Source organism: Ideonella margarita, assembly GCF_038066635.1.
Classification (GTDB): domain Bacteria; phylum Pseudomonadota; class Gammaproteobacteria; order Burkholderiales; family Burkholderiaceae_C; genus Ideonella; species Ideonella margarita.
The window spans coordinates 232,659-258,009 of sequence record NZ_JBBUTI010000007.1; the positions used below are offsets into that span (position 1 = coordinate 232,659).

Annotated in this window: 22 protein-coding genes; 8 read left to right on the plus strand and 14 right to left on the minus strand. The window is 63.7% G+C overall.

Features of this window, described 5'->3' with window-relative positions; genetic code table 11:
- Nucleotides 1–13 precede the first annotated feature (13 nt).
- The 3 genes from AACH00_RS12035 to AACH00_RS12045 are packed head-to-tail and all read right to left on the minus strand — an operon-like array spanning nucleotide 14 to nucleotide 5,612.
- Nucleotides 14–1,432: an HlyD family type I secretion periplasmic adaptor subunit gene (locus AACH00_RS12035; RefSeq protein WP_341399380.1), complete on the minus strand. Its 1,419-nt coding sequence runs from the start codon at nucleotides 1,430–1,432 to the stop codon at nucleotides 14–16.
- Nucleotides 1,429–3,726 (minus strand): type I secretion system permease/ATPase, encoded by a 2,298-nt coding sequence (locus tag AACH00_RS12040; RefSeq protein WP_341399381.1) that lies wholly within the window; start codon nucleotides 3,724–3,726, stop codon nucleotides 1,429–1,431. The genes AACH00_RS12035 and AACH00_RS12040 overlap by 4 nt, the downstream gene beginning before the upstream one ends.
- Nucleotides 3,727–3,746: 20 nt before the next feature.
- The gene (locus AACH00_RS12045) at nucleotides 3,747–5,612 is read right to left on the minus strand and encodes an O-linked N-acetylglucosamine transferase, SPINDLY family protein (protein WP_341399382.1); all 1,866 of its coding nucleotides are present in this window, start codon (nucleotides 5,610–5,612) and stop codon (nucleotides 3,747–3,749) included.
- A 737-nt stretch (nucleotides 5,613–6,349) separates the two neighbouring features.
- Here AACH00_RS12045 and AACH00_RS12050 point away from each other — a divergent pair.
- From AACH00_RS12050 to AACH00_RS12075, 6 genes are all read left to right on the plus strand, one after another.
- Nucleotides 6,350–7,075, plus strand: coding sequence for a hypothetical protein (locus AACH00_RS12050; RefSeq protein WP_341399383.1), 726 nt, complete (start codon nucleotides 6,350–6,352; stop codon nucleotides 7,073–7,075).
- 125 nt (nucleotides 7,076–7,200) lie between these two features.
- On the plus strand, nucleotides 7,201–8,184 hold the full coding sequence (locus AACH00_RS12055; RefSeq protein ID WP_341399384.1) for a DGQHR domain-containing protein: 984 nt from the start codon (nucleotides 7,201–7,203) through the stop codon (nucleotides 8,182–8,184).
- Between the two features lie 25 nt (nucleotides 8,185–8,209).
- Complete coding sequence (locus tag AACH00_RS12060) at nucleotides 8,210–9,076, plus strand: hypothetical protein (RefSeq protein WP_341399385.1); 867 nt, start codon at nucleotides 8,210–8,212, stop codon at nucleotides 9,074–9,076.
- A 153-nt stretch (nucleotides 9,077–9,229) separates the two neighbouring features.
- Nucleotides 9,230–9,835: a hypothetical protein gene (locus AACH00_RS12065; protein WP_341399386.1), complete on the plus strand. Its 606-nt coding sequence runs from the start codon at nucleotides 9,230–9,232 to the stop codon at nucleotides 9,833–9,835.
- 186 nt (nucleotides 9,836–10,021) lie between these two features.
- Nucleotides 10,022–10,471, plus strand: coding sequence for a hypothetical protein (locus AACH00_RS12070; protein WP_341399387.1), 450 nt, complete (start codon nucleotides 10,022–10,024; stop codon nucleotides 10,469–10,471).
- A 57-nt stretch (nucleotides 10,472–10,528) separates the two neighbouring features.
- On the plus strand, nucleotides 10,529–10,960 hold the full coding sequence (locus AACH00_RS12075; protein WP_341399388.1) for a DUF1801 domain-containing protein: 432 nt from the start codon (nucleotides 10,529–10,531) through the stop codon (nucleotides 10,958–10,960).
- A gap of 38 nt (nucleotides 10,961–10,998) precedes the next feature.
- On the opposite strand, the gene AACH00_RS12080 is transcribed toward AACH00_RS12075, so the two are convergent.
- Nucleotides 10,999–11,952 carry an alpha/beta fold hydrolase gene (locus AACH00_RS12080; RefSeq protein ID WP_341399389.1) on the minus strand — a complete coding sequence of 318 codons (954 nt, stop codon included), beginning with the start codon at nucleotides 11,950–11,952 and terminating at the stop codon, nucleotides 10,999–11,001.
- Complete coding sequence (locus AACH00_RS12085) at nucleotides 11,946–12,713, minus strand: sulfurtransferase (RefSeq protein ID WP_341399390.1); 768 nt, start codon at nucleotides 12,711–12,713, stop codon at nucleotides 11,946–11,948. The genes AACH00_RS12080 and AACH00_RS12085 overlap by 7 nt, the downstream gene beginning before the upstream one ends.
- 128 nt (nucleotides 12,714–12,841) lie before the next feature.
- Between AACH00_RS12085 and dnaE the strand changes: the two genes are divergently transcribed.
- Together dnaE and AACH00_RS12095 are read left to right on the plus strand one after the other, a co-directional pair.
- Complete coding sequence (dnaE, locus tag AACH00_RS12090) at nucleotides 12,842–16,378, plus strand: DNA polymerase III subunit alpha (RefSeq protein WP_341399391.1); 3,537 nt, start codon at nucleotides 12,842–12,844, stop codon at nucleotides 16,376–16,378.
- A 94-nt stretch (nucleotides 16,379–16,472) separates the two neighbouring features.
- A complete protein-coding gene (locus AACH00_RS12095) occupies nucleotides 16,473–17,891 on the plus strand; it encodes a patatin-like phospholipase family protein (protein ID WP_341399392.1) in 1,419 nt (472 codons plus the stop codon).
- Here AACH00_RS12095 and AACH00_RS12100 read toward each other — a convergent pair.
- The 9 genes from AACH00_RS12100 to rpsA form a co-directional block, all read right to left on the minus strand.
- Nucleotides 17,774–18,154, minus strand: coding sequence for a ComEA family DNA-binding protein (locus tag AACH00_RS12100; protein WP_341399393.1), 381 nt, complete (start codon nucleotides 18,152–18,154; stop codon nucleotides 17,774–17,776). The genes AACH00_RS12095 and AACH00_RS12100 overlap by 118 nt on opposite strands.
- A gap of 11 nt (nucleotides 18,155–18,165) precedes the next feature.
- Complete coding sequence (locus AACH00_RS12105) at nucleotides 18,166–18,996, minus strand: hypothetical protein (RefSeq protein WP_341399394.1); 831 nt, start codon at nucleotides 18,994–18,996, stop codon at nucleotides 18,166–18,168.
- Between the two features lie 9 nt (nucleotides 18,997–19,005).
- Nucleotides 19,006–19,764, minus strand: coding sequence for a glycosyltransferase family 25 protein (locus AACH00_RS12110; protein WP_341399395.1), 759 nt, complete (start codon nucleotides 19,762–19,764; stop codon nucleotides 19,006–19,008).
- Nucleotides 19,765–19,775: 11 nt separating this feature from the next.
- Nucleotides 19,776–20,882, minus strand: a complete 1,107-nt coding sequence (locus AACH00_RS12115; protein ID WP_341399396.1) for a glycosyltransferase — start codon at nucleotides 20,880–20,882, stop codon at nucleotides 19,776–19,778.
- A 13-nt stretch (nucleotides 20,883–20,895) separates the two neighbouring features.
- Complete coding sequence (locus tag AACH00_RS12120) at nucleotides 20,896–21,696, minus strand: glycosyltransferase (protein WP_423221926.1); 801 nt, start codon at nucleotides 21,694–21,696, stop codon at nucleotides 20,896–20,898.
- Nucleotides 21,697–21,712: 16 nt separating this feature from the next.
- Nucleotides 21,713–22,861 (minus strand): lipopolysaccharide assembly protein LapB, encoded by a 1,149-nt coding sequence (gene lapB, locus AACH00_RS12125; RefSeq protein ID WP_341399397.1) that lies wholly within the window; start codon nucleotides 22,859–22,861, stop codon nucleotides 21,713–21,715.
- Complete coding sequence (locus AACH00_RS12130) at nucleotides 22,851–23,147, minus strand: lipopolysaccharide assembly protein LapA domain-containing protein (protein WP_341399398.1); 297 nt, start codon at nucleotides 23,145–23,147, stop codon at nucleotides 22,851–22,853. Before AACH00_RS12130 ends, lapB begins: the two co-directional genes overlap by 11 nt.
- A gap of 117 nt (nucleotides 23,148–23,264) precedes the next feature.
- Nucleotides 23,265–23,582 (minus strand): integration host factor subunit beta, encoded by a 318-nt coding sequence (locus tag AACH00_RS12135; protein ID WP_341399399.1) that lies wholly within the window; start codon nucleotides 23,580–23,582, stop codon nucleotides 23,265–23,267.
- Nucleotides 23,583–23,609: 27 nt separating this feature from the next.
- The gene (gene rpsA, locus AACH00_RS12140) at nucleotides 23,610–25,298 is read right to left on the minus strand and encodes a 30S ribosomal protein S1 (protein ID WP_341399400.1); all 1,689 of its coding nucleotides are present in this window, start codon (nucleotides 25,296–25,298) and stop codon (nucleotides 23,610–23,612) included.
- Nucleotides 25,299–25,351 lie beyond the last annotated feature (53 nt).

The window sequence follows — 25,351 nt, forward strand, 5'->3', positions numbered from 1 at the left end:
TCCTTCGGGGCGATCAGCGCTCCCGGAAGGCCTCGCGGGCTTTCAGCAGGGGGCGCAACACAAAATCCAGCACCGTGCGTTCGCCGGTGTTGATCTCGACCGTGCCGGTCATCCCTGGGAGAACCGACAAGACCTGATCATGCTTTTTGAGGTGGTTCTGCTTTACCCGGATCAGAGCCTTAAACCACGTGTTGTCTGGCCCATTGCCTTGCCGTTCGGTGTCGCCCAGCGCGTCGGGGCTGATCGACTCCACCACGCCGGTCAGGCCGCCGTAGAGGTTGTATTCATAGGCCGACAACTTGATCTCGGCCGCCTGCCCGACATGCACGAAGCCGATGTCGGCCGGCTTCACCCGCGCCTCGATCAGCAACTCTTCGCTGATCGGCACGATCTCCATGATCGGCGCGCCGGCGTTCACCACGCCGCCCAGCGTGTTCATGCGCACGTTCTTCACCAGCCCGTCCACGGGCGATTCCAGCACCGTGCGGCGCACCGCGTCTTCACGCGCCACCATCTGCTCATTCAGCTGGGTGAGTTCGGTCTGGGTTTTCAGCAACTCGGTGCTGGCGTCTTGCCGGAAGCGGTTGCGCCGTTCCAGCATCTGCTGCTGCATGTCGTTGATCTGGCGGCGCAGCCGCACCACCTCCACCTCCGACATCAAGCCGCGGGCGGCCATGCCAGCCGCCACATCCAGTTCGCGGCGCACCAGGCCGATGCTTTGCTGGTTCGCGCCCACGGCTTCTTCCAGCAGGCGGCGGCGGGCCTGGTAGGCCTCGGTTTCGTTGGCCACCACGGCCTTCTCGGTCAGCACGTCAGGCGGAAATACCAGCGGCCGGCCATTGGCTTCGGCCTGCAGCCGGGCGATGCTGGCCATCAGCGCCAAGCGGCGCGCCTGGCCTTCGTTCTGTTGTGATTCAAACCGTGTCGGGTCAAGCCGGGCCAGCGGTTGTCCCACGGTGACACGCGTGCCTTCACGCGCCATCAACTCACGCAGGATGCCGCCTTCCAGGCTGGCGATGACCTGCTCGCGGCCATCCGGCACCACGCGGCCATCAGCGCGCGTGATCTGCTCGATGTTCGTGTTGGCAGCCCAGGCCACGGCCAGCGCAATGCTGATCAGCATCAGCCAGATGGCGCCGTTCACGGCCGGGTGGGCTTCGACGTTTTGAGCGGCGTCTACCGCGCTGAGGAAGGCCTCGTCGCCGGGTTGCAAGGCGACGCGCTTCTTGCCGCGCTTGCCGGCGCCTCTGCTTGCGCTGTTGCCAGATGAAGCGGGCGCGGGCTGGGCGGCCCAGCGCTGGCGGGCCGGCGGTGCGGCCTCAATGGGGGCCGGGTCGTTGGCGGCGAAGGTGGGCTCTACCGCGCGCTGCCGCTCAGGCGGCACGGAGAACCAGCGCCACACATCGGCGTTGTTGCCCGATGGGCGGCTCATGCGGTGGCTCCGCGGGCGGGGGCGCCGGGTGCACCGGCAGCAGGCACTGCAGGCCTGGCAGCAGCCGGGGTTGTTGAGCCTTGCGGCGCGGTGCCATCAGGCGCGGGCGGGCGCGGTGCCTGGCCTTGCAGGGCGGCCAGCACCTGGGCTTTCGGGCCGTCCATCACCACCTTGCCGGCGTCCACCACCACGATGCGCTGGGCCAGTTCCAGCACGGCAGGGCGGTGGGTCACCATGATCAGCGTGCGCGGGCCGGCGGAAGCGGCAAGGCGCTGCAGGAACATCACTTCCGATTGCGCATCCATCGAGCTGGTGGGCTCGTCCATCAGCAGCATCTGCGGCCCGGTGACCAGGCAACGGGCCAGCGCCACCAGCTGGCGTTGCCCGCCTGAGAGCAACGCGCCGCGTTCACCCACCGGCAAGTCCCAGCCCAGCGGGTGGCTGCTCACCAGGCGGTCCAGGCCGGTGAGCTGGGCCACCAGTTGCAGGCGCTGGGCATCGGCGCTGGCGCGGCCGAGCAGCACGTTGTCACGCAGGGTGCCCGAGAACAAGCGCGGGTCTTGCGCCACGAAGCCGATCTGGTCGCGGTAGTCGGCGGGGTCAATCTGTCGCAGGTCGATGCCGTCGACTTCCACACGGCCTTCGGTGGGCTGGTAGAGCCCGGCCAGCAGTCGCAGGATGGTGGATTTGCCGCTGCCGATGCGCCCCAGAATCGCCACGCGTTCACCGGGGCGGAACTGCAGGTTGATGTCGTTCAGTACCTTCGGCGGCGTGTCGCTGCCGGTGGGTGGGTAGGCAAAGCCGGCGCTGCGCAGGGCCAGGCCGCCTTGCAGTTGCGGCCGCACCAGGTAGTTGCGGTTTTCTTCGCGCTCGAGCGGCAGGGTCATCAGGCGGTCGAGCGCGGTCATCGCGGCGCGGGCGCCCTGGTAGCGGTTGGCCAGGCTCACCACGCTGCCCAGCGGGGCGATGGCGCGGCCGGCGAACATCACTGCGCCAATGAGTGCGCCGGCGGTGATGACGCCGTCGCGGATCAAATACACGCCCCACACCAGCATCACCAGCGTCACGGCCTGCTGGGCGGTGGACGACAGGTTGTTCGACCAGCTGCTGATCGAGCGTGCCCGCAGGGCCGAGCTGGCGGCCAGCGCGGTGGCATCTTCATAGCGCTGCAGGAAGCGGCCTTGGGCGCCGCAGGTTTTGAGGTCTTCCAGGCCGTCCACCGCTTCCACCAGCACGCCTTGCAGGTCGGTCTGGTGCTGCAGGCCGGCGTTCATGCTGCGCTTGAGCGAGCCTTGAATCACCAGCACGATGGTCAGGATGACCGGGATGGCCAAGGCCAGCACCCAGCCCAGCGGGCCACCGACGATGAAGGTCATCGCCACGAACATGGCGATGAAGGGCAGGTCAGACAAGGTGGCCAGCGTGGCCGAGGCGAAGAAGTCGCGCACGGTTTCGATCTGCGCGAGGTGGTGCGCGTAGGCGCCTGAGGACGTGGGCCGGTGCTCCATGCGCACGCCCAGCGTTTGCCTGAACAGCAGCGAGCCGATGATCAGGTCGGCCTTGCGGCCGGAGATGTCGATCAGGTAGGCGCGCAGTTGCCGCGCAGCCAGGTCCACCAGCAGGGCCAGTGCGGCGCCGGAAGCCAACGTCCACAGCGTGACGAAGGCCTGGTGCGGAATGACCTTGTCGAACACCACTGAGCTCACCAGGCCACTGACCAGCATCATCACGTTGCTGACGAGTGCGGCCAGCAGCGCGGCGCGGTAGTAGGGCACGAAGCGCCGCAGCGTGCCCCACAGCCAGTGGCCACCGTGGCCCAGCAGTTCACCACCGCCTTGCGGCAGCGCCACCTGCGGCGACACGGCCAGCAGGTGCCCCAAATACTCTTCACTCAGTTCATCGGCACGCACCAGGCAGGTGGCATTGCGGGCGGCTGGCAGCACGATCTCGAAGCTGCAGCCGCCGAGTTGCGGCGTGTCGATGCGGCGCGTCACCACGCAGGCGTCGCCGTCGCGCAGCAGCACCACCACGGGCAGCATCAGCGGGCTGATCTGCTCCAGCGGGCGGCTGAGGATGCTGGCGTGAAAGCCGGCCTGCTGCATGGCGCGCACGGCCTGGTCGGGCAGCAGGTTGCCGCCGGTGATCGGGATGCCGGCCAGCAGCGCCGCGGCCGAGCGCTCACGGCCGTGGTGGCGGCTCAGCCACACCAGCGATTGCAGCAGGGCGTCGTTGTCCGGCCCGCCGGGCGGCAGGGCGTCGGCAGGGGGCGGGGTGGCGCGAGGGGCGGTTGGCACGGTACTTCAGGGGCCGATGTTCAGGCGGGTCGGCTGGCCAGGGCCAGTTGCTCAAAACCGGCCTCCAGATCACGCACCAGCTGCGGCACGTTGAACAGCGGTGACTGGCGGCCATGCTCAGCCAGATAGCGCTTGTAAGAGGCCACGCGGGCGGGCTGTTGGCCCAGCTGCACAGCCAGGCGTTCGTAGTCGGCCAGCGATTCGGTGATCAGGTCAGGCAGGCCCACGGCGTTCAGCAGGCTGCCCGCCATGCGCGAGATGTAGGTCCGGCCCGACCAGGTGATGAGCGGCAGGCCCATCCACAGCGCATCGCTGGCGGTGGTGCCGGCGTTGTACGGGAAGGTGTCGAGCATCAGGTCGGCCAGCTGGAAGCGGGCGAGGTATTCGGGCGGCGCCACCCGCGGGGCAATGATCAGCCGCTCTTGCGCTACGCCGTGCTCAGCGGCCACCTGGCGCATGTTGTCGCGGGCCCAGTCGTTGTCAGCCAGCAGCCACAGCACGCTGCCGGGCACCGCCTGCAAGATGCGCATCCAGCCGCGGAACTGGCCTTCGTTGAACTTGAAGGTGTTGTTGAACGAGCAGTAGACGAAGGCGTCTTCCGGCAGGCCGTATTGGGCGCGGGTAGGGCGGGGCGCGATGTCGCGCTGGCGGTCGCTCACCTGGTAGCAGGTGGGCACATACAGGGGTTGCTCGGTGCAGTAGGGCGTGAGCGCCTCGGGCATCACCTGGCGGTCGGCCACGATCCAGTCCACACCCGGCAGGGCGCAGGTGCCCGGAAAGCCCAGGTAGCTCACCTGCACCGGGGCCGGGCGCAGCGCCAGGATGTTCGGGCGGGCGCCGTTGGTCAGGCCTTGCAGGTCAACCAGCACGTCAATGCCCAGGCCGGCGATCAGGCGGGCGGCGGTGGTGTCGTCCAGCCCGCCGATGCGGATGTGGTGGTCCATCGCCTGCACCAGCCGCTGGCGCAGCGGCGAGCCGTCGTCCTTGCTCCAGCAGAAGGCATACACCTCGAAGCGCTCGCGGTCGTGCAGCTCATACAGCTCGGCCGTGAGCAGGCCGACCGCATGCATGCACAGATCACCACTCAGGTAGCCGATGCGGATGCGGCCGCTGCGTGCCGGGCCGCTGGCGTGCAGCGGCACCTCGGGCGGCTTCACCACGCGTTCATGCACGAAGCGCTGGGCGGCCATCAGCTGCAGCGCGGGGTCGTCGGTCATGCTCAGCATGGCTAGTGGCGAGGTGCCCACCACCAGCTGGTTGGCCGTGACCCGGCCCACCGGCTGGTAGACCGGCCATTTGCATTGCTTCTGGCGGATGTGCACGTAGTGCTGCAGCACGTCGAACTGCGCGGCCTTGGCCGTGAGGCTGCGGCGCATCCAGGCTTCGGCGGTGTCCAGACGGCGCAGCTGCTCGTTCAGCCGCGCCAGGTTGTTCATGGCGTGCAGGCGCAGCGCTTGGTTGTCGGGTGTGTCTGGCGTGTCTTCCACCACCGCCAGCCACTGGGCCAGGGCGCCGTCACCGTCGCCACGGCGCTCCAGCGCATGGCCCAGGTTCAGCCGGGCCTGCGGAAAGGCGGGAAACAGCGTCAAGGCGGCCTGGTAGGCCTTCTCTGCCTCGGCGTCGGCCTGGCGGCTGCCCAGCAGCGTGCCCAGGTTGAACCAGGCCACATGCCGCAGCGGCGAGGTGTTGCCGTCCAGCCAGTTGCGGTAGAGCTGCACAGCAGCGTCAGCCTGCCCGGCGTCTTGCAGGCGCTGGGCAGCTTCCAGCAGCTCAGCCAGCGGCAGGGCGTTGGTGGCGGGCTCGTTCGCGGGCTCGCGCACGGGCAGCGTGGCAATGCCAGCGCCCTTGGCGGGGCGGAGCGCAGCGGTGAGTGCAGACGAGCTCATGGATCAGACAGACGCGGTCAGGGTCTGGTGATCGTAGGCAAAGCGGCCTGGGGGCAGTGGCCGGAAATGCGATGGCTTGGCGGGTTAGTTCGGGGTGGGGGGTGACCGTCGCGTATGGAAAGTACGGTCGTTAAAGGTTTGAACAGCGATAGCAACCGGTCTTTGGCTCGCTTGGACTGCTGACTCTTGCCAGAAATACCGATGGGCGTAGCGTGTTGAACAGTTCGATGTAAGGACTCGCCGGTAAGCGAGAGAACTTGTAACATCGTGCTGCCGTTCACGGTAGGATAATTGCGGCTAGACACCCAGCCGCAACGAAGAAGCTGTTGAATTGACGGGTACTTGGCTACACCCACCTTATTCGTTTTAGAGGGCAGACTGCCAAGTTATGTGACCGGTGCTATTCGCGCAGAACTAGTTCACGTGGGCATTGTTGCGCGGTCTAGCAACTGGGCAGGAAATCTAAAAATGTATGTTTATGAATAATGAGATTTCTGGCTCGTCGCGCTCCGTGGCGGACATAACTAGACGAGTGAAGATTACGCGGAAGGGCCTTTTTCGCGACATAGAGGTGGCTGCAGAATGGGCCCTGTATACCTTCGCGTTCGACCAGTCAGTAGCCTGAGCTGCTTGGTCTGTAGTAATTGTATGGTATCTTCCGCTGCAACGGATGACGTAACGCGTCGACGTGGAGCCCGAAAATTATGCGCCGTAAGCCAATGTTCCTTCATCGCACGATGCGTGAATACCTTCAAAGGAAAGAGCCTTTCGAAATTATTGCCGCTAGGCATCAAACCGAAGACGGCCTTATTCCGTGCCAATGCTTGATTATCCGATGTACAGCCGACGGCTATGATCTGGCATTCGCCGAAAATCCAGATATCGAGGTTTTTCCCGTGCCCGAATCTAACGTCGTGGCCGATGCGCTTGTTAATCGTCCTGATCTGTGGAGGCAGGCCGCAATTCGTCTAACTTACCGCCCATCTGTCTGGGGATCAGCGCCAATATTTGGAGTGCCATTTCAACGCGCTGTCGAAATTGCGCTAAAGCAAGGTTATACAAAGTCCAAGTATTTTCTCCCAAACGCGCACACTGGCGGAGGGTATGAGTCTTTGCTTATTCATTTGCGCAAAGTCGATGACAAGAGGGGGGAGCTCCTTCAGTTGGAGGCGTGGCAGTACAAGCCTGGAAGTGATTTTGCTTATTACCTGCACGCTATGTCGACTAACTTTCAGTCGCTGATCGTTCACCTTGATGGTGCAACGATCCAGTATTCCGGGCGTGATCTCGATACTTTGCTTCTCGAAACTAAAAAGGTAAAGGGAAGCCATTATCAGAAGTTCTTTCGACTCGATGGTGAACTCGACGTAAATGATATGCACAAGTTGGCAACCGCGTTCTTGCCCGGAGAGCAGCTCTATATGGAGGCCCTAGATGTTGCTGTCATGCAGAACTGCGCATGATCTAACGGGCATCGGTAATGCGCCACAAGGGTGCACAGCGCCGATGGCCGATAATTTTTGTATTTCCCACGTCATCCACTAATGACGCGCTCCCTTGTAAATATTAATACCAATCGACCAAACATATGAGTACGATAGAAAAGCAAGCGTTCAGCATCGGGAATGATTCGATTGACTACTATGTCACCGTAATGACCGCGAGAGAGATTTTTGCATTCTCAAAAGTCTCCCGAGTCGACGAGGATCCGAAGCTTGGTTATCAACGTTTCCTGAGTGAAAAGCGGGCCGAATCCATCGCGGAATACCTTAACTCTGGGAATATAATTCCTGGAGCGATAATACTTAGTGCTCAAAAAAATGCCGATCTCGAGTTTGCGAACGGGAAGCTCACCATAAATTTGATTCCGGGCTCATTTTTTGTAATTGATGGCCAGCATCGTCTTTACGGTTCGGAGATGGCTAACGAGGACATCAGCCTTCCGGTATGCATTCTAGATGGGTTAGATCATGCAGCTGAAGTGAAGTATTTCATCGACATCAATTCAACACAAAAAGGCGTGCCAAAGACTCTTCGGATTGAGTTGATGAAATTCCTTTCCGAGCCAGACTCAATTGATGCAACAAGAAATCGGCTCTTTAAGGATCTGAACGAAAGCCCTGAATCGCCTCTTTATGAGCGCATGAGTGCGACCAGCTCTGCGCCAGGTCGGCTGTCGTTGGTTCCATTTCAGGCTGCAATTGATCCGTTGTTAAATGGTGACATACTGGGTCAATTCACCTACGATGATAAAAGAAAGCTCTTGATTAATTTTCTATCGGCGGTGGAGGCTTCGCTTGAAAAGATGGAGGAAAGATCGAATCGACTAACGACCTCAGCATTTTTTCAGGCGATATTTAAGATATTCGATAAGGTTTGTCACCTTTCAATCATGCACAACAAAAATTACTCGCTCGCCTCCATGAGCAAAATAATGGATGGAATTGTCGGTGTGGATCTCTCCAGGCACACGGGCTCGAATCAAGCCGCAATTAACGAGCTAGCATTGGAGTTGTCAACGCTACTTGAGTTGCATAGCCAAAAGCTGGGCACCCCTTCGGACTTGCTTTGAAATGCTTGAGGCCGATATTTTGAGCGTGTCCTTGAGTCACCTGTCAGCGATTGGCCTGCGGGGGGAGGATAAGCCTCAACAATACAGATACGGTCATACAGTGAAAAGTATACTAAGCGATGCGAGTGCCCATCGCGAAGTGTCCTTTATTGGTCCGAATCTATTTCAAATCACAATTGCAGCTGGCGAGTACACGGAGGCAATATTTAATGATTTATATTTTGGTAGTCAGCGCATCAATCAGCAGTGTCGGAATATAGAGTGCCTGCTTGATTCAAATGCGCAATCAGCCTGGATACTGGTTACCGCGTATTATGCGGCATATTTTATGGCGAATGATATCTCTAAAGTAAATGGGAGATTTATTATTAATTTGAGTGAGGCGGATTTTCTCGGGATACTCTCAGCTCAGCAGCCCTCGCTTCAAAACGGTGTGACTGTCGAGGCTAATAATCCATTTTTCGTAATTGCTGAGCATGGGCAAATGAGTGGGGAAATTGTATTGACGCTCAAGAAGTCTTCCCCAAAACCGCACCAAATCGCTTGGTCAAATTTTAGCCAGATAGCAGGGAAAATAAAGATAACCGACGAGCGACTGACGTACCTAACTTTGCTGCAGTCAATAGTCTCAGCGGGGAATTCTGGCTGGGAAACGCCTAGCACGGTAAGGAATACTTGGAATTACAGCCAGTCAAACTACTACGGCGAAAAGGGTGATGAAGTCGGTAAGATCTTTTCATCGATAATAAAATCGCCGAAGTCAGCTTTTAGCTGGGCGAGAAACAATAATTTAAAGCCTAGTCGAGAGAACCTGGCGGCAAGTGTTGCCTATGTTTATCACATTTTAAAACTCTCTCATTACGCAATTATCAACCGACTCAAGATTGCATAGTGGTGTGCCGGATTAAATAAATGTCAAGCTCTTCTTCGAGTGTGGGGATAACATCAGCTATGGCGAAATTGAGTTCTTGGTCAGTTATAGTCCTAACTAATTTCGGCTCCGGTACTAGTCATCGCCTAGGTTAGTTGTGTCACACGGATAGCTATGCAGTCAGATCAGAGAAAACTAGAAATATGCCATCATGAGGCGGGACATTGGGTGATCGCCCAGGCAGTGGGTTTTGAGGTAGATGATATTACTGTTACGTTATTTAAAGATGGTAAGCACATTACAGCATCAGGTTCGGCGACCGTATTCCCGCGCCTCGAGATAAAATCCGTCGAGGCGGTTGAAGAGTATTTGGTAAAGCGAATTGTGGTGTTGTTTTCTGGTGTAATTTCAGAGTCCATTGCCATTGAAAATAGAAATGAGTTTACGGCAAGGGAGTTGCTGAAAACGAACGGTATCGATGATGCGAGAAGCGCAAATGAACTCCTTCAGATTTTAAGAGGTGTCCGTTTTCCGGGGAGGATTACCATTGATGAATCGAGGCAATTAGCAGAAGTTCAAACCGAGTGTTGGCAATTGGCTAATGCCCTCATTGAGGAAAACCAAGATAAAATTCGGCGAGTGGCGCGAGGAATGGCATTAAATGTAAGTGCCTTAAACAAGCCAGTGAGGTTCCGTAAAGTGATGCTGCAAGAATTCTCCGTGCGCGAACACAGTGGTGCGTGTTGCAGGCAGCCGAAGCCTGACAGCTCACTGGTGTAATTAAGGGCTCAATTTTTGTGTGGGCGGGTTCGGATTTGTAGGCGCACGACCTTGCCAAAAATTGCATCGGGAATTTCACTCTTCTCACCTATAACTCAAGCCCTCTAGTTTCTGAAAGGCCTTGGCATCACCACACCTCCCAAGACCCGATCGAATACCAATCTGTATGCCGCACCGTCAGCCAGCGTGGCTGACATTCCCGACACCGCCGAGTCAGCGGGCACCCGCAAAAACCTCATCCCACTCTGGATCAAGGTGTTCGGCTGGATGTTCCTGGCGATGGGGGTTGTGATCCCGCTGCTCGCCGTCTTCGCCGCGGTAACTGGGCAGCCAGCTTCGTATGAAGTTTTCGGCCTTCGATATCACGGGTCACCGTTTCATCCGATGGCGCTCGTCATCGCGGCCATCTTGGTGTCGCTGGCGGTGTCGGCTTATGGGCTGCTTTTTGGAAAGCCGTGGGGGGTGAACGCTTGTCTGGTCACGGGCTACGGTGGGGTAGCGATCTGCCTGTTGACCATGGTTTATTCCCTTTCACAGGGCACCTTCAACCTGCGCCTGGATTTGCTGGTCCACATTCCATACTTGAGGAAGCTGCACCAGATCAAGCCACTTTGGCCTTCAGCAGCCGTACGGTGAGCTTGGCATTTCAAACACACCACGGCCGCAGCTTGTGGCCACAAAGGGGTTCTGCTCATGGCTGAAGCCAAGACCAAGCCGACGGCGGCCAGCGTAGATGACTATCTCGCCGCCGAGGCCAGCCCCGAGCAACTGGCCGACTGCAAAGCGCTGATGGCCTTGCTCAAGAAGGTCACGAAGCAGGCGCCCAAGATGTGGGGGCCAAGCATCGTGGGCTACGGCAGCTATGCCTACAGGTACGAGAGCGGTCGAACCGGCGAGTCATGTCTGACCGGGTTTGCCGTGCGTGGCAAGGAACTGGTGGTCTACCTCGTTGCCGAGGGTGCGGAACAGCAGGCGCTGCTGGCCAAGCTCGGCAAACACAAGATGGGTAAGGCTTGTCTTTACTTCAAGCGCTTTGCCGATCTGGACGCGGCTGTGTTGGAGGCTTTGGTTTTGGCGTCAGTTGAAGAGATCAAGCGTCGTCACCCATCGGTGGGCGCGGCCTAGGCTCATTCAGGCTGACCGGCTCCGCTGGCAGCCGCCCCTCACCTCACCCCAAGAAACTCCCTCACCGGCGCCAGGCTGCGCTCCGGGTTTTCTTCCTGCGGCACATGCCCCAGTTCGTCCAGCACCACCAGCTTGGCACCGATGATGTCGCGGGCGAATTGCGCGCCCACGGCCGGGGGAATCAGCTTGTCTTTGCCGCCCCACAGCACCAGGGTGGGCACGCGCAGCTTGGGGATGCGCTCTGGCTCCAGATCGGCTTCCAGGCCGGCCAGGCGCAGGCGCAGAGCGCGGCGGTTGCCTTCGCGCAGCGTCAGCTCGTAGTAGCGGTCAATCACCTCGGGCGTCACGCGGCGCGGGTCGGCGTACACGCCGTACACGGTGCGCTCGATCACGCTGCGCGGCAGCAGGGTTTCGCCAATCCAGGCCATGGCCGGGTTGCGCGCCAGCCTAAAGCCCAGCGGCAAATCATCGGGCGTGAAGCGGTAGCCAGAGGCGTCCACCAGCACCAGGCTGGCCACGCGCTCAGGCGCCAGGCTGGCCACGCGCCAGGCCACTTCACCGCCGAGCGAGTTGCCCACCATCACGGCGCGGCGCACCTTCAGGCGGTCCATCAGATCAAGGGTGAAGCGGGCGAGGGCGTCGCCGCTGTAGTCGTCGGGCGTGTAGCTGCCGGCAAACGGGCCGGTCAGGCCGAAGCCGGGCAGATCGAACGTGATGACGCGCCGGCGTTCCTTCAGGCCCGCCACCCAGCCTTGCCAGGTGTGCAGGCTGGATGAGGTGCCGTGGATCAGCACCAGCGGCGTGGGGTCCCAGCGGGGGCCTTCGTCGCGCACGTGCACCAGCTGGCCGCGCAGGTCGATGAAATCAGACGGCGGCGGTGCCCAGCGGGCCACCAGGGTGTCCACCGTGCGGTCGGGCGCGCGCAGCAGCGGCAGCGCCAAGGCGCTCAACATCAGCAGAACGCCGAAGGCGCGCCAGAGGAAGGTCAGCATGCCGAGGCTCCGGCGGTGTCTTCGGTGGGCAGCAGGCTGGCGTCGAGCACTTCACGTTCGTCGAACACGAAGCAGCCACCGCGCCAGTGCGGTGCGCCGTCGGTTTCCTCGAAGTACTTGAGGATGCCGCCTTCGAGCTGGTAGGTGTGGCTCAGGCCGAGTTGCTGCATCACGATGGCCGCCTTTTCGCAGCGGATGCCGCCGGTGCAGTAGCTGACGATGGTCTTGTCTTTCAGCTCGTCGCGGTGGGCCTCCAGGGCCGCCGGAAACTCGCTGAACTTGCGCAGGCGCCAGTCGATGGCGCCTTCAAAGGCACCCGCGTCCACTTCAAAGTCATTGCGGGTGTCGAGCGTGACCACCTCGCGCCCTTCGTCGTCATGGCCTTGTGCCAGCCAGCGTGCCAGCGTGCGCGGCGGCACGGCCGGGGCGCGGCCTTCAGCCGGCCGGATGGCGGGCATGTTCATGCGGATGATCTCGGCCTTGACCTTCACCTTCAGGCGCTTGAAGGGCTGGGTGTCTGACCAGCTTTCCTTGGGCGCCAGGTTGGCCAGGCGGGCGTCGATGCGGCCGGCGGCTTCCAGCCAGCTGCGCACGGCTTCGGCCGGGCCGGCCAGAAACAGGTTGATGCCTTCCTCGGCAATCAGCACCGTGCCGGTGAGTTGCCGGCTGGCGGCTTCGGCGTGCAGCTGCTCGCGCAGGGCTTCCAGTTCATCAAGCGGAACGAAGCGGTAGGTGGAGATGTTGAGGAAGGCGCCAGTCATGGCCGCGATTTTAGGCGTTGCCGGGCGGGGCATGGGCGCTGGCCCGTGGCGCGCCTGCACCGGTCTTGATCAAGGTCATGTCAGGCGGTGGGCGTCGTGGCGGGGTGAGGGCTCCTTACAATCGGCCCATGAGTTTTGTCCACCTGCGCACCCACTCCGAGTTCTCTGTTGTTGACGGCACCTTGCGCATCGACGATGCGGCCGGCGCCGCCAAATCTGACGGGATGGTGGCACTGGGCATCACCGACCTGGCCAACCTGTTTGGCGCCATCAAGTTCTACAAGGCCTGCCGGGGCAAGGGCGTCAAGCCGGTCATCGGCGCCGATGTGTGGGTGGAGCCGATGGAGGGCACCGGCGGCGGTGCCACGCGCCTGCTGCTGCTGGTGCAAAACACCCAGGGCTACCTGAACCTGAGCGAACTGCTCGCCCGCGCCTGGACGCGCAATGTGCAGAAGGCGCAAGCCTGGCTGACCTGGGAGTGGCTGAACGAGCTGGGCGACGGCCTGATCTGCCTGTCTGGTGCCGAGTTTGGTGCCGTGGGCCACGCCCTGATGGCGGGTGACGCAGCGCGGGCCGAGTCTTCAGCGCTGCAACTGGCTGAGCTGTTCCCTGGCCGCTTCTACCTGGAAGTGCAGCGCGGCGGCTTGCCGCACCACGAAGCGCTGGTGCGCGCCACGGTGCCGCTGGCCGCGCGCCTGGGCTTGCCGGTGGTGGCCACGCACCCGGTGCAGTTCCTGGCACCTGATGACTTTGAAGCCCACGAGGCCCGCGTGTGCGTGGCCGAGGGTGAAACGCTGGCCAACCCGCGGCGCGTGAAGCGCTTTGGCCGCGAGCAGTATTTCAAGACGCAGGCCCAGATGGCCGAGCTGTTTGCCGACCTGCCCAGTGCGCTGGCCAACAGCGTGCAAATTGCAGCGCGTTGCAGCCTGACGCTGGTGCTGGGCAAGCCGCAGCTGCCGAACTTCCCGACGCCGCTGCTGGCCGATGGCACGTCGATGCCCATCGCGCAGTTCTTCCGCGAAGAGAGTTACGCCGGCCTGGAATACCGCCTGCAGCAGATCTTCCCTGACGCCACCAAGCGTGAGGCCGAGCGCGCCCGATACGTCGAGCGGCTGGAATTCGAGCTGGGCACCATCCTGAAGATGGGCTTCCCCGGCTACTTCCTGATCGTGTCGGACTTCATCAAGTGGGCGAAGAACAATGGCTGCCCGGTCGGCCCGGGCCGGGGTTCGGGCGCTGGCTCGCTCGTGGCCTATGCACTGCTGATCACTGACCTCGACCCGCTGCAATACAACCTGCTGTTCGAGCGATTCCTGAACCCGGAGCGGGTGTCGATGCCTGACTTCGACATCGACTTCTGCCAGGGCAACCGCGATCGCGTCATCGACTACGTGAAAGACAAGTACGGTCGCCAGGCCGTGAGCCAGATCGCCACCTTCGGCACGATGGCGGCCAAGGCGGCGCTGCGCGACATCGGCCGGGTGCTGGGCATGGGCTTCGGCCAGGTCGACAGCATCGCCAAGCTGATTCCGGCGCCCCCGGGCAAAACCGTGACGCTGGCCAAGGTGCCGGCCGAGCCCGACAAGGGCGTGATCTACGCCCGCCTGGAAGCGCCCGAGCTGGAACTGCGCGAGAAGGCCGAAGAAGAAGTGGCCGAGCTGCTGAGCCTGGCCACCCGCGTGGAAGGCATGGTTCGCAACATCGGCATGCACGCCGGTGGTGTGTTGATTGCGCCGGGCAAGATCACCGACTTCTGCCCGCTGTACCAGCAGCCCGGCAGTGATTCAGCGGTGAGCCAGTACGACAAGGACGACGTGGAGGCCATCGGCCTCGTGAAGTTCGACTTTCTGGGTCTGGCCACGCTGACCATTCTGGAGCTGGCCAAAGACTTCATCGTCGAGCGCTACCCCGACCAGAAGGACTTCGCCTTCGAGAAGCTGCCGCTGGACGACGCCAAGGTCTACAAGCTGTTCTCGGACGGTTTGACCGAAGCCGTGTTCCAGTTTGAATCGCGCGGCATGCAGGGCATGTTGCGCGACGCCAAGCCGAGCCGGCTGGAAGACCTGATCGCCCTGAATGCGCTGTACCGCCCGGGCCCGATGGACCTGATCCCCAGCTTCGTGGCGCGAAAGCACGGCCGTGAAACCGTGGAGTACCCGCACCCGATGGTGGAGTGGGTGCTGTCGGAAACCTACGGGATCATGGTCTACCAGGAGCAGGTGATGCAGACCGCCCAGGTGCTGGGTGGCTACAGCCTGGGCGGCGCCGACATGCTGCGCCGCGCGATGGGCAAGAAGAAGGCCGAGGAAATGGCCGAGCACCGCGAGATCTTCCGCAAGGGGGCCGCGGCGAACAACATCGAGCAGGACAAGGCCGACGAAATCTTCGACTTGATGGAGAAGTTCGCCGGCTACGGTTTCAACAAGTCGCACGCTGCCGCCTACTCCCTGCTGGCCTATCACACGGGTTGGCTGAAGGTGCATTACACGGCCGAGTTCTTCGCGGCCAACATGACCAATGAAATGGGCGACACCGACAAGTTGAAGGTGTTGCTCAACGACGCGGTGAAGAACTTCAAGATCGAGTTCGAGCCGCCGAACGTGAACCGTGGCGTGTACCGCTTCGAGCCGATGCCGGGCCTGGAAGGGCGCCGCAAGATCCGCTACGGCCTGGGCGCCATCAAGGGCACGGGCCAGGGCGCGATCGAGGCCATGGTGGCCGCACGCACGGCCGACGGCCCTTTCACCAGCCTGTTCAACTTCTGCAGCCGCATGGACAAGGGCAAGGTCAACAAGCGCGTGGTGGAGGCCCTGATCAAGGCCGGCGCGTTTGATGAGCTGCACCCTGACCGCGCCGCCACGCTGGCCAGCGTGGGCCTGGCCTTCGACTGGGCCGAAACCCAGACCGCGAACGCCAACCAGGGCGGCCTGTTTGACTTTGACGACGGCGACAGCCACGGCAGCCACACCACCGAGCCGCCGCTGGTGGTGGTGTCTGAAGGCTGGACCGTGCGCGAAAAGCTCAGCCTTGAAAAGACGGCGCTGGGCTTCTACCTCTCGGGCCACCTTTTTGACCAGGACGAGGCCGAGGTGCGGCAGTTCTGCAAGCGCCGGGTGGCTGACCTGATTGATTCACGCGAGCCGCAATTGCTGGCCGGCATCGTCAGCGAGATGCGCGTCATCAACGGCCAGCGCGGCCGGGTGGGCATCTTCAAGGTTGATGACAACAGCGAGCCGATCGAGGCCGTGGCCAACGAGGAACTGCTCGACGCCAACAAGGACACGCTGCGCGAGGATGAGCTCATCATCGTGCAGGGCAAGGTGCAGCCCGACCGCTTCAGCGGCGGCCTGCGCCTGAACGTGACGCAGGTGTGGAGCCTGGCCGCAGCACGCGCGCGCTTTGGCCGCTACCTGGCGGTGGTGCCGCAGCCGGGTGTGCCGCCCATCGCCGAGCTGGTTCAAACCCACCCGCCGCGCATTGAGGCCACCGAGCAGGGCGACCTGCCGCAAGGCCTGAGCGTGCGGCTGAAGGTGCTGCGCCCAACCGCACAGGCTGAGCTGGACCTGGGCGAACGCGCCAAGTTCTGGCCCAGCGACGAGGCGCTGGCGCGCTGGAAGGCGCTGGCGCAAGACGGGCAGGCGCGCATCGTGTACGAAGCGGGTTGAGCCAAGCGCTGCTCGCAGCGCGGCGAACTGTGCGACAAAAGGCGCGCATTTGCCCACCATGCGCCGCGCGGTGCAGGCCTAGACTGGCAGCGCCATGTCCGCCGACAAGTTTGCCGCCAGCTCGGCCTCGCCCACTTCGCCGCTGCCTCATCAGGCCGCTGCGGATAGCCCCGTCACCGGTTTGATCCTGACGGGCGGTGGTGCGCGGGCGGCCTACCAGGTGGGCGTGCTGCGGGCCATTGGCCGCATCCGCGCCGAGCATGAACACGGCCGCGGCAACCCGTTTCAGGTGATCGCCGGCACATCAGCCGGCGCGCTCAATGCATCCGCGCTGGCTGCGGGCGCTGACGACTTTGATCTGGCGCTGGCCCGGCTGGCGGCGGTGTGGCGCGGCTTTCATGCCGACCAGGTTTACCGCACCGATTCGATTGGCGTGATTCGCACCGGCGCGCGCTGGCTGACGATGATGTCGATTGGCTGGGTGATTGCGCGCTGGCGCCGTCAAAAGCCGCGCTCGTTGCTCGACAACACGCCGCTCGAAGGCCTGCTGGAACAGATGATTCCGCTCGACCGCATCCCGGCGATGCTGGAGGGCGGGCACCTGAAGGCGCTGGCCATCAGCGCATCGAGCTACAGCTCGGGCGAGCACGTCACGTTCTATCAATCTGCCCAAGAGGTGGAGCCGTGGGTGCGCTCGCAGCGGCGCGCCGTGCCTGCGCCGATCACGATGCCGCACCTGCTGGCGTCGTCGGCCATTCCATTCGTGTTTTCGGCCCAGCCGCTGCTGCTTGATCAGGAGTTGCAGTGGTTCGGTGACGGCTCGATGCGCCAGGTGGCGCCCATCTCGCCGGCCGTTCACCTCGGCGCGCAACGTGTGCTGGTGATCGGCGCCGGGCGGCTGCAGGAGCCGGGCGGTGGCCGCGTGATCGTCGACCAAGACTATCCGACCATGGCCCAGATTGCGGGCCATGCCATGTCGAGCATCTTCCTCGACGCACTGGCCGTGGACATCGAACGCCTGCAGCGGGTGAACCGCACGCTGGGCCTGCTGACCGACGAGGCGCGGGCACAGTCGCAACTGCGCCCGATTGATGTGCTGGTGATTGCGCCGTCACAGCGGCTGGACGACATTGCCGCCCGCCATCTTGAGGCCCTGCCGCTGCCGGTGCGCGCGCTGCTGCGCGGCGTGGGGGTGTCAGGCGCTGATGCGGCCACGGGTGCGCGTGGCTCGGCGCTGGCCAGCTATCTGCTGTTTGAAGCCGATTTCACGCGTGAGCTGATGGCCTTGGGTGAGGCCGATGCCATGGCCCGCAAGGCCGAGGTCTGCCGCTTCTTCGGCTGGCCCGAACCGGTGGTGTGGCCGCAGCCGGGCCAGGGCTTGCCGCCGCGGGCCGCTCAACGCCGGGCGGCTTCGGCGGGTGATGGTGCAGCTGGTGCGGCAGGTGCTGCGGCGTTGGCCGAGGTAGCGCCTGAATTGGCGACTGAGGTTGACGTCGCCGGCGTGGCCGAATAAGCCAAGCCATTCACGCGCAAGCCGGCGTCTGAAAGGCGCTTGGCCCGCGCCGGGCCCACACCGGGCGTTCGTTCGATGAACTGTGCCCAGCTGGCAAACGGCCGCTGTTGCCGCGCCGCCAGCCATTGCTCAGACAACTGCGGGCCGACGCCCTTGATCATCTCCAGCTCGGCCTGGTTGGCGGTGTTCAGCTCGGTGGCTGCGGCAACGCCCGGCAGGCTCAATGCACACATGAGTACGACTGCCAGCGTCAAGCAGCGCATCGTCAATTCGCTCAGGTGCTTTGATCAAGCCAGCGGCGAATTGGCCGGCCCAGGCCGTAGGCCAGTTGCTGCCAACGCGTGCGCACATGGCGCTGCTGGAAGATGCGGCGGAACCAGTCGGTCAGCCGCAGCTCAGGCTTGTGCTGGTCGATCAGGCCCAGGCACAGCTGCCTCATCTTGTCGCGCTCCTGGCCGGCAGTCAGGCCGTTGCGGTACACCGTGTCACCGCTGGTGATGGGGCGCACATGGCTGGCCATCACGGCGTCGACGATGGCCGTGTGCGTCAGGCCGGTCAGCTGCTGCATCGTGGGCACCAGGTACTTGTCGATGCCCCACGACGACACGTTGCCTTCGAAGTGCGGCGCGCAGGCGGCGAACAGCTCGCCGCTGTAGACCGGCATCATCACCTCGACCCAGTCCACTTCGCGCAGCACGCGGTTGGGCTGCCGCAGCGACCAGCGGTGGGTGTAGTGGCTGTCATGGCTGAGCGCGGCCGAGCTGACATGCAGCCCGTGGTAGCTGGCCAGGTGCAGCAGGCGGTTGATGTCGCTGACGCTGATCAGCACATCGTCGTCAATCAGGCTGATGAAGCTCGGCTGCAGGCCGGTGGCTTGCAGGTGCCGGGCGAGGGCCTGGTAGATGTCGCCCTTGCACTGCGTGCGCTCGCTCAGCAGGGTGTTGGGCAGGGCGTGTGGCGCGTTGTGCGTGCCCACCCAGCGGGCGGTGTAGTCGAACACCACGATGTCGAATTGCGGTGTGGTGTCAGCCAGCAGGCAGCGCAGCGGGGCTTCGCTGCCGTTCCAGGAAATGAGAACCAGCGGTCGGTGGGGCGTCAGTGACATGGTGTGCGGTCAGTGGCCCGTGGGCGTGTCGTGGCGGGTGCGGAAGTTCGAGGTCAGCGAGCCCCAGGAATACATCACCTGGCTGCGGAACTTGCGCCACCGGTACATGAAGCCGCCGACCTGTTCGCGCTGGCCGATGCTGGACACGAACGAGGCTTCGGCCAGCTGGATGGGGTAGGGCAGCATGCCGTACAGGCGCAGGTCGGTTTCCCACCAGAAGCGCAGGTCCACATCCACCGGGCGGTAGAAGGGCTTGCGGGCGGCAGCGAGCTTGGCAGCACCTTCGCGGCTGAGCAGGTAGGCGCCGGTGAGGCTGGGGGCGCGGCGGTAGCGCACCACGCGCCAGCGCTCCAGCAGGGGCCAGCTGCGCCACACGCGTTCACGGTCGCGGCCCACCAGCTTGATCATGTCCCACTGCGGCGGCAGCTGGGCCACGGCGGCCAGCAGGGCGGGCAATTCAGGGCCAAGCGCCACGTCGTCTTCCAGCACCAGGGCCATGGGCGCGGCGTCGTCGCGCATGGTTTCCCACACACGCAGGTGGCTGGCGTAACAGCCGATCTCGCCCGGGCTCATCGGCTTGTGGAAGCGGGCCAAGTTCAGCGCGGGGCTGTAGAGCGCATCACGTTCATGCGGCTGCAGGTCTTTGCCGTACACGGCGTCGACGCGGCGGGTTTCCAGGCCCAGCGCGCTGATCTGCTGGCGCATCTGCTCGCCGCGTTCATGGTCACGCGGCAGGTTGATCAGGTAGACCGGGCAGGGGTGGCTCATGGGTTGCAGCTTCAGGCCAGTGCCGGGTCAACCAGCACGTCAAACAGTTCGTCGTAGCGGGCCGTCATCAACCCCAGTGAGTGGTGCTGCAAGGCGGCAGCGCGGCCGGCTGCGGCCATGCGGGCCGAGGCCTCGGGTTGCTGCAGCACGTCGGCCAGGGTGCGGGCCAGCGCAGCGGCGTCAGCGTGCGGCACGAGCCGGCCAGTCACGCCGTCATTCAACAGCTCTTCAATGCCGGGCACACTCGAGCCAACCGCCACGCAACCGGCGGCCATGCCTTCCACCAGCGACAGTGGCATGCCTTCGTAATGGCTGCTCAGCACGGCCACCTGGTGACGCATCAGCAGGCCCGGAATGTCTTTCTGGAAGCCGAGGAACTGCACCTGATCGTTCAGGCCCAGCGCAGCGCACAGGTCCACCACCTTCCGGCGGTGGCGCGCACTGCCGCTGCCAGCCAGCAGCAGCGGCGGGCGCAGGCCTTGCTGGCGCAGCAGGGCCAGGGCCTGCAGCAGCGTGGCGTGGTCTTTCTGGCTGGCGAAGCGGGCGCACATCACCAGGCCGGGCACGCGCGCAGCCCAGGGGTGGGCATCGGCCTGGGCGAAGGGCTCCAGGCGGATGCCGTTCGGGATGGCCATCACCCGATCTTCGGGCAGGCCCTGGGCCAGCAGCGCGCCTTTGACGCCCTCCGAGCAGCCGACGATGCGGTCGGTGTGCGGCGCCAGCCAACGGGTTTGCGCCAGCCGCCAGGCGCTGTAACGCTCGCGGGAGTTGTGTTCCACCTGCACCAGGTGCGGCACGTCAGCCCAGCGACCGGCATGGCGGCCCAGCAGGTGTTCAGGGAAGCCGTGTGCCACCAGCACGTCGGGCTTGATGCGCTGGCAAAGGCGGCGCAGCGCCACGATGGTGGCGAGGTGCGACCAGCCTGGCAGCACCGTCACGTCCATGCCTTCGTCGCGCAGCGCCTCCACCCGTTCCGGGCTGGTGGTTGACTTGCGGCGCAGGGCCAGGAAGGGCTGGTTGCGGCCGCTGGCGCGCGCACCGCGCACCAGGTCGATGGCCACCTGGGTGGCGCCGGAAAACCCGCCCGTCACCACATGCAGAACGCGGGGCATGCTCATGGGGTGCCTCGGGTCACTCGTGCCAGTGGTCGGCGATCCACGGCGCCGGCCGGGCCTTGCGCCAGTTGCCGTTGCTGCGGCCCGCCAGCGCGTCAGGTGGGTTGACCACGCCGTGGAAGATCAGGATGCGGGCACCCTTCGGAATGTGCGGCGGCTGCACGAAGTTCAGCGGGAAGCGCGGAATGCAGTGGTACTTCCAGCTGGCGCACCAGTCGGCCGGCCAGTAGCTGAGCTTGCCCTGGCGGTGCAGCACTTCGGACAGGAAGGCCTGCTCGTTGCGCAGGCGCTGGCGCACATCTTCCTGGGTGGCCAGGAATTCGCTGAGCACGTCGTCGTGGGCGCCGATGCGCCAGCGGTAGACCGACGAGTTGCCGGTGATGCGCCACGGCCGTTTCCAGTCGTGGATGATGAGGAATTCGCCGGGCACTTCGAAGAACGGCGTGATGTCGTCGACGATCACCACGTCCAGATCGAGGAACAGGGCGGTGCCCTGCAGGCCGTGCAAGTCAGGGCTGAAGGTGGTCAGCTTGGTCCAGCCGCGCTCGGGGATGCCCGGCGGCAAGGCCAGCGGCGGAATCGGCAGGCACTGCACCTCGGCCCGGATGCCTTCGCTGCGGTCGGTCAGGCAGACGAAGCGGAACTCGCCGCGCAGGTGACGGCGCACCATGGCGTAGAGGCGGTTGACGTACTCGGGGCCGTACTTGGTGCCCCACTTCATGCAGATGATGACCCGGTCGTCCGGGTGGCTGGGCGGGAACGGGCTGGCAGCGCTGTTGGCCGATGCCGGGATGGAAGTGGTCGCCGTCGAGGTCATGCGGGCCTTGTTGTTCTCAGAGTTCTTCCAGATGGCGCGGCGGGAAGCTGTCCCAGCCGAGGCAGCCCGGGCATTGCCAGAAATAGCGCTGCGCTTCGAAGCCGCAGGCGGCGCAGCGGTAGCGCTGCATCGGCCGTGCGGCCTTGGCCACGGCGGTGCGCACGGCGGCGGCGTCGGTTTCGGTCCAGTCGCTGGCAGGGCGCTCCAGCAGCGCCTGTGCGCCCGACAGCGTCGGGTGGGCCTGCAGGTGCGGCAGCAGCCCGGCCGAGCTGCCCAGCGGTTGCTGCGCCAGCTGAGCCAGCGCGCGCAGCAAGTCGAGCCCCGGCGTTTGCGCGTAGGCCTTGTCGAGCGCGGCACGAGCAGCTTCGACCTGGTCGGCGGCGATGGCGGCGCTGGCGTAATCAGCGGCCACCAGATGGAAGCTGGCTGGATCACGCAGGCGAAGTTCGTTCCAGTGCTGCAGGGCGGCGGTGGCGCTACCTGCGCGCCAGGCCTGCTGGCCGGCCAGCAGCAAGGGGCGCGGGGCCTGCGGGGCGGCTTCACGGGCCTTGGCCAGGGCGCTGGCGGCGCCGGCTGCATCACCGCGACCATCGGCTTCCATGGCCAGCTCGCACCAGTGGTGGGCGATGCGGGTGCCGAAGGCGCCGGTGCCGGTTTTTTCCAGTGCGGCGGCGGTGTCGGCGGCGGCGCGCCAGTCGCGGCTGCGCTCATAGAGGTTGAGCAGGGCGAGGCGCGATTCGGTGTCGAACGGCGTGCCGGCCAGCGCCTTGTAGGCCTGCTCGGCGCGGTCGAACAGACCGGCCTTCATGAAGTCTTGCGCCAGGGCGTGCTGGGCGCGGTCACGCTCGGTGGCGCCAAGGTCAGCCCGGCCCAGCAGGTGCTGGTGCACGCGCACGGCGCGCTCGAACTCACCGCGCCGGCGGAACAGGTTGCCGAGCGCGAAGTGCAGCTCGGTGGTGTCGGGGTCGTGCTGGACGGCTTCGATGAAGGCGTCGATGGCCTTGTCCTGCTGTTCGTTCAGCAGGAGGTTCAGGCCCTTGTAGTAGGCCTTGGGCGAGTTGCTGCTTTCGCGGCGCACCTGGCGCAAGTCAAGCCGCGAGGCCAGCCAACCCACGCCGAACGCGAGCGGCAGGGCGATCAACACCCACTGGAAATCAAAGTCCATCAGGAATCACCGGAGTCTGGTCGGGGTTGGCAGCCGGGCCGGCAGCCGGCGTGGCTGCGGCGATCTGGCGCTTCGCCACGCGGCGGTGGTGCCACCAGGCGGGCGTCATGGCCAGTACGCCAAACACGGTGCCAGCCACGAAGGTGACGAGCACGATGATGACCAGCGGGGCCTGCCAGGTCAGGCCGAAGAACCAGTTGACCGTGGCGGCCTGCTGGTTGTTCAGCGCAAAGGCGAACAGGCAGAAGAAGAGGAAGGCCCAAAAGAGCCGGATCAGGAATCGCATCGGAACTCCAGTGGTGGGCCGATTTTACGGAAGCCTGCGAGCCCGCCCGGGTGCGCGGCGCCAAAAAAGAAACAGGGCCCTGAAAAGGGCCCTGTCGGTGTACTTGCTGGCAGAACGTCAGACCTTGGGGGTCTGGCCGACCTCATCGGTCGGCAGGCTGGCATCCACGCCTTCGCGCAGTGCCTTGCCCGGCTTGAAATGCGGCACCAGCTTCTCGGGGATCGTGACCTGCTCGCCGCTGCGGGGATTGCGCCCCACGCGCGGCGGCCGGCGGTTGATCGAGAAGCTGCCGAAACCCCGAATCTCGATGCGGTGCCCGCGCCCGAGGGCATCAGACATCGCATCAAGCATGGTCTTGACCGCGAACTCGGTGTCGCGTTGCGTCAGCTGGGCGAAACGCTCAGCCAGTCGTGCCACGAGATCGGAACGGGTCATGGGGTGTCAGCGCGGTGCGTTCGCAGATCAGCTGTTCGAGTTGTCCAGCTTGGCGCGCAGCAGGGCGCCCAGGCTGGTCGTGCCGGCGTTTTCACGCTCGTTGGTCTGCGACAGACGCTGCATGGCTTCCTGCTGGTCGGCTTGGTCCTTGGCCTTGATCGACAGCTGGATGTTGCGGGTCTTGCGGTCGACGTTGACGATCATGACCGAGACTTCGTCGCCTTCCTTCAGCACGTTGCGTGCGTCTTCGACGCGGTCACGGCTGATTTCGGAAGCGCGCAGGTAGCCCAGGACGTCGTCGGCCAGCTGAACTTCAGCGCCGCGCGGATCCACGGTCTTGACCACGCCGTTCACCAGCATGCCACGGTCGTTGACCGAGGTGAAGGTGGCGAAGGGGTCGCCGTCCAGCTGCTTGATGCCCAGCGAGATGCGCTCACGCTCGACGTCGATGCCCAGCACCAGGGCTTCAACTTCCTGGCCCTTCTTGAAGTTGCGCACGGCAGCTTCGCCGGTTTCGTGCCACGACAGGTCAGACAGGTGCACCAGGCCGTCGATGCCGGCAGCCAGGCCCACGAACACGCCGAAGTCGGTGATCGACTTGATCGGGCCCTTGACCTTGTCACCGCGCTTGACGGTGGCCGAGAACTCTTCCCACGGGTTCGCCTTGCACTGCTTCATGCCCAGCGAGATGCGGCGCTTGTCTTCGTCGATCTCGAGGACCATGACTTCGACTTCTTCGCCCAGGGTCACGACCTTGGAAGGAGCAACGTTCTTGTTGGTCCAGTCCATTTCGGACACGTGCACCAGACCTTCGATGCCCGGCTCGATTTCAACGAATGCACCGTAGTCGGCGATGTTGGTGATCTTGCCGAACAGGCGGGTGCTGTTCGGGTAGCGGCGGGCCACACCCATCCACGGGTCGTCGCCCAGCTGCTTGATGCCCAGCGAGACGCGGTTCTTCTCAGCGTCGAACTTCAGGACCTTGGCTTGCAGTTCCTGGCCCACGGTCACCACTTCGCTCGGGTGACGGACACGGCGCCATGCCATGTCGGTGATGTGCAGCAGGCCGTCGATGCCGCCGAGGTCAACGAACGCACCGTATTCGGTGATGTTCTTGACCACGCCGCTGACGATCGCGCCTTCCGACAGGGTTTCGAGCAGCTTGGCGCGCTCTTCACCCATCGAGGCTTCCACCACAGCGCGGCGGCTCAGCACCACGTTGTTGCGCTTGCGATCGAGCTTGATGACCTTGAACTCCATGGTCTTGCCTTCGTACGGCGACATGTCCTTGACAGGGCGCGTATCGAGCAAAGAACCAGGCAGGAAGGCACGGATGCCGTTGACCAGGACGGTCAGGCCGCCCTTGACCTTGCCGGACACGGTACCGGTCACGAAGTCACCAGACTCCAGAGCGGTTTCCAGCGACAGCCACGAGGCCAGACGCTTGGCCTTGTCGCGCGACAGGATGGTGTCGCCGTAGCCGTTTTCGACAGCGTCGATGGCCACCGACACGAAGTCGCCGACCTGGACTTCAACTTCGCCCTGGTCGTTCTTGAATTCTTCGATGGGCACGTACGCTTCGGACTTCAGGCCGGCGTTGACCACCACGTGGCTGTGCTCGATGCGAACCACCTCGGCGGAGATGACTTCACCGACGCGCATGTCGGCGCTCTTCAGGGATTCCTCGAAAAGCGCTGCAAAGGAGTCTTGGGACATGGAAATTTCCTGTGTCGGCTTGAACAGCCGACGTTGGCTGTGACACAAGGCGT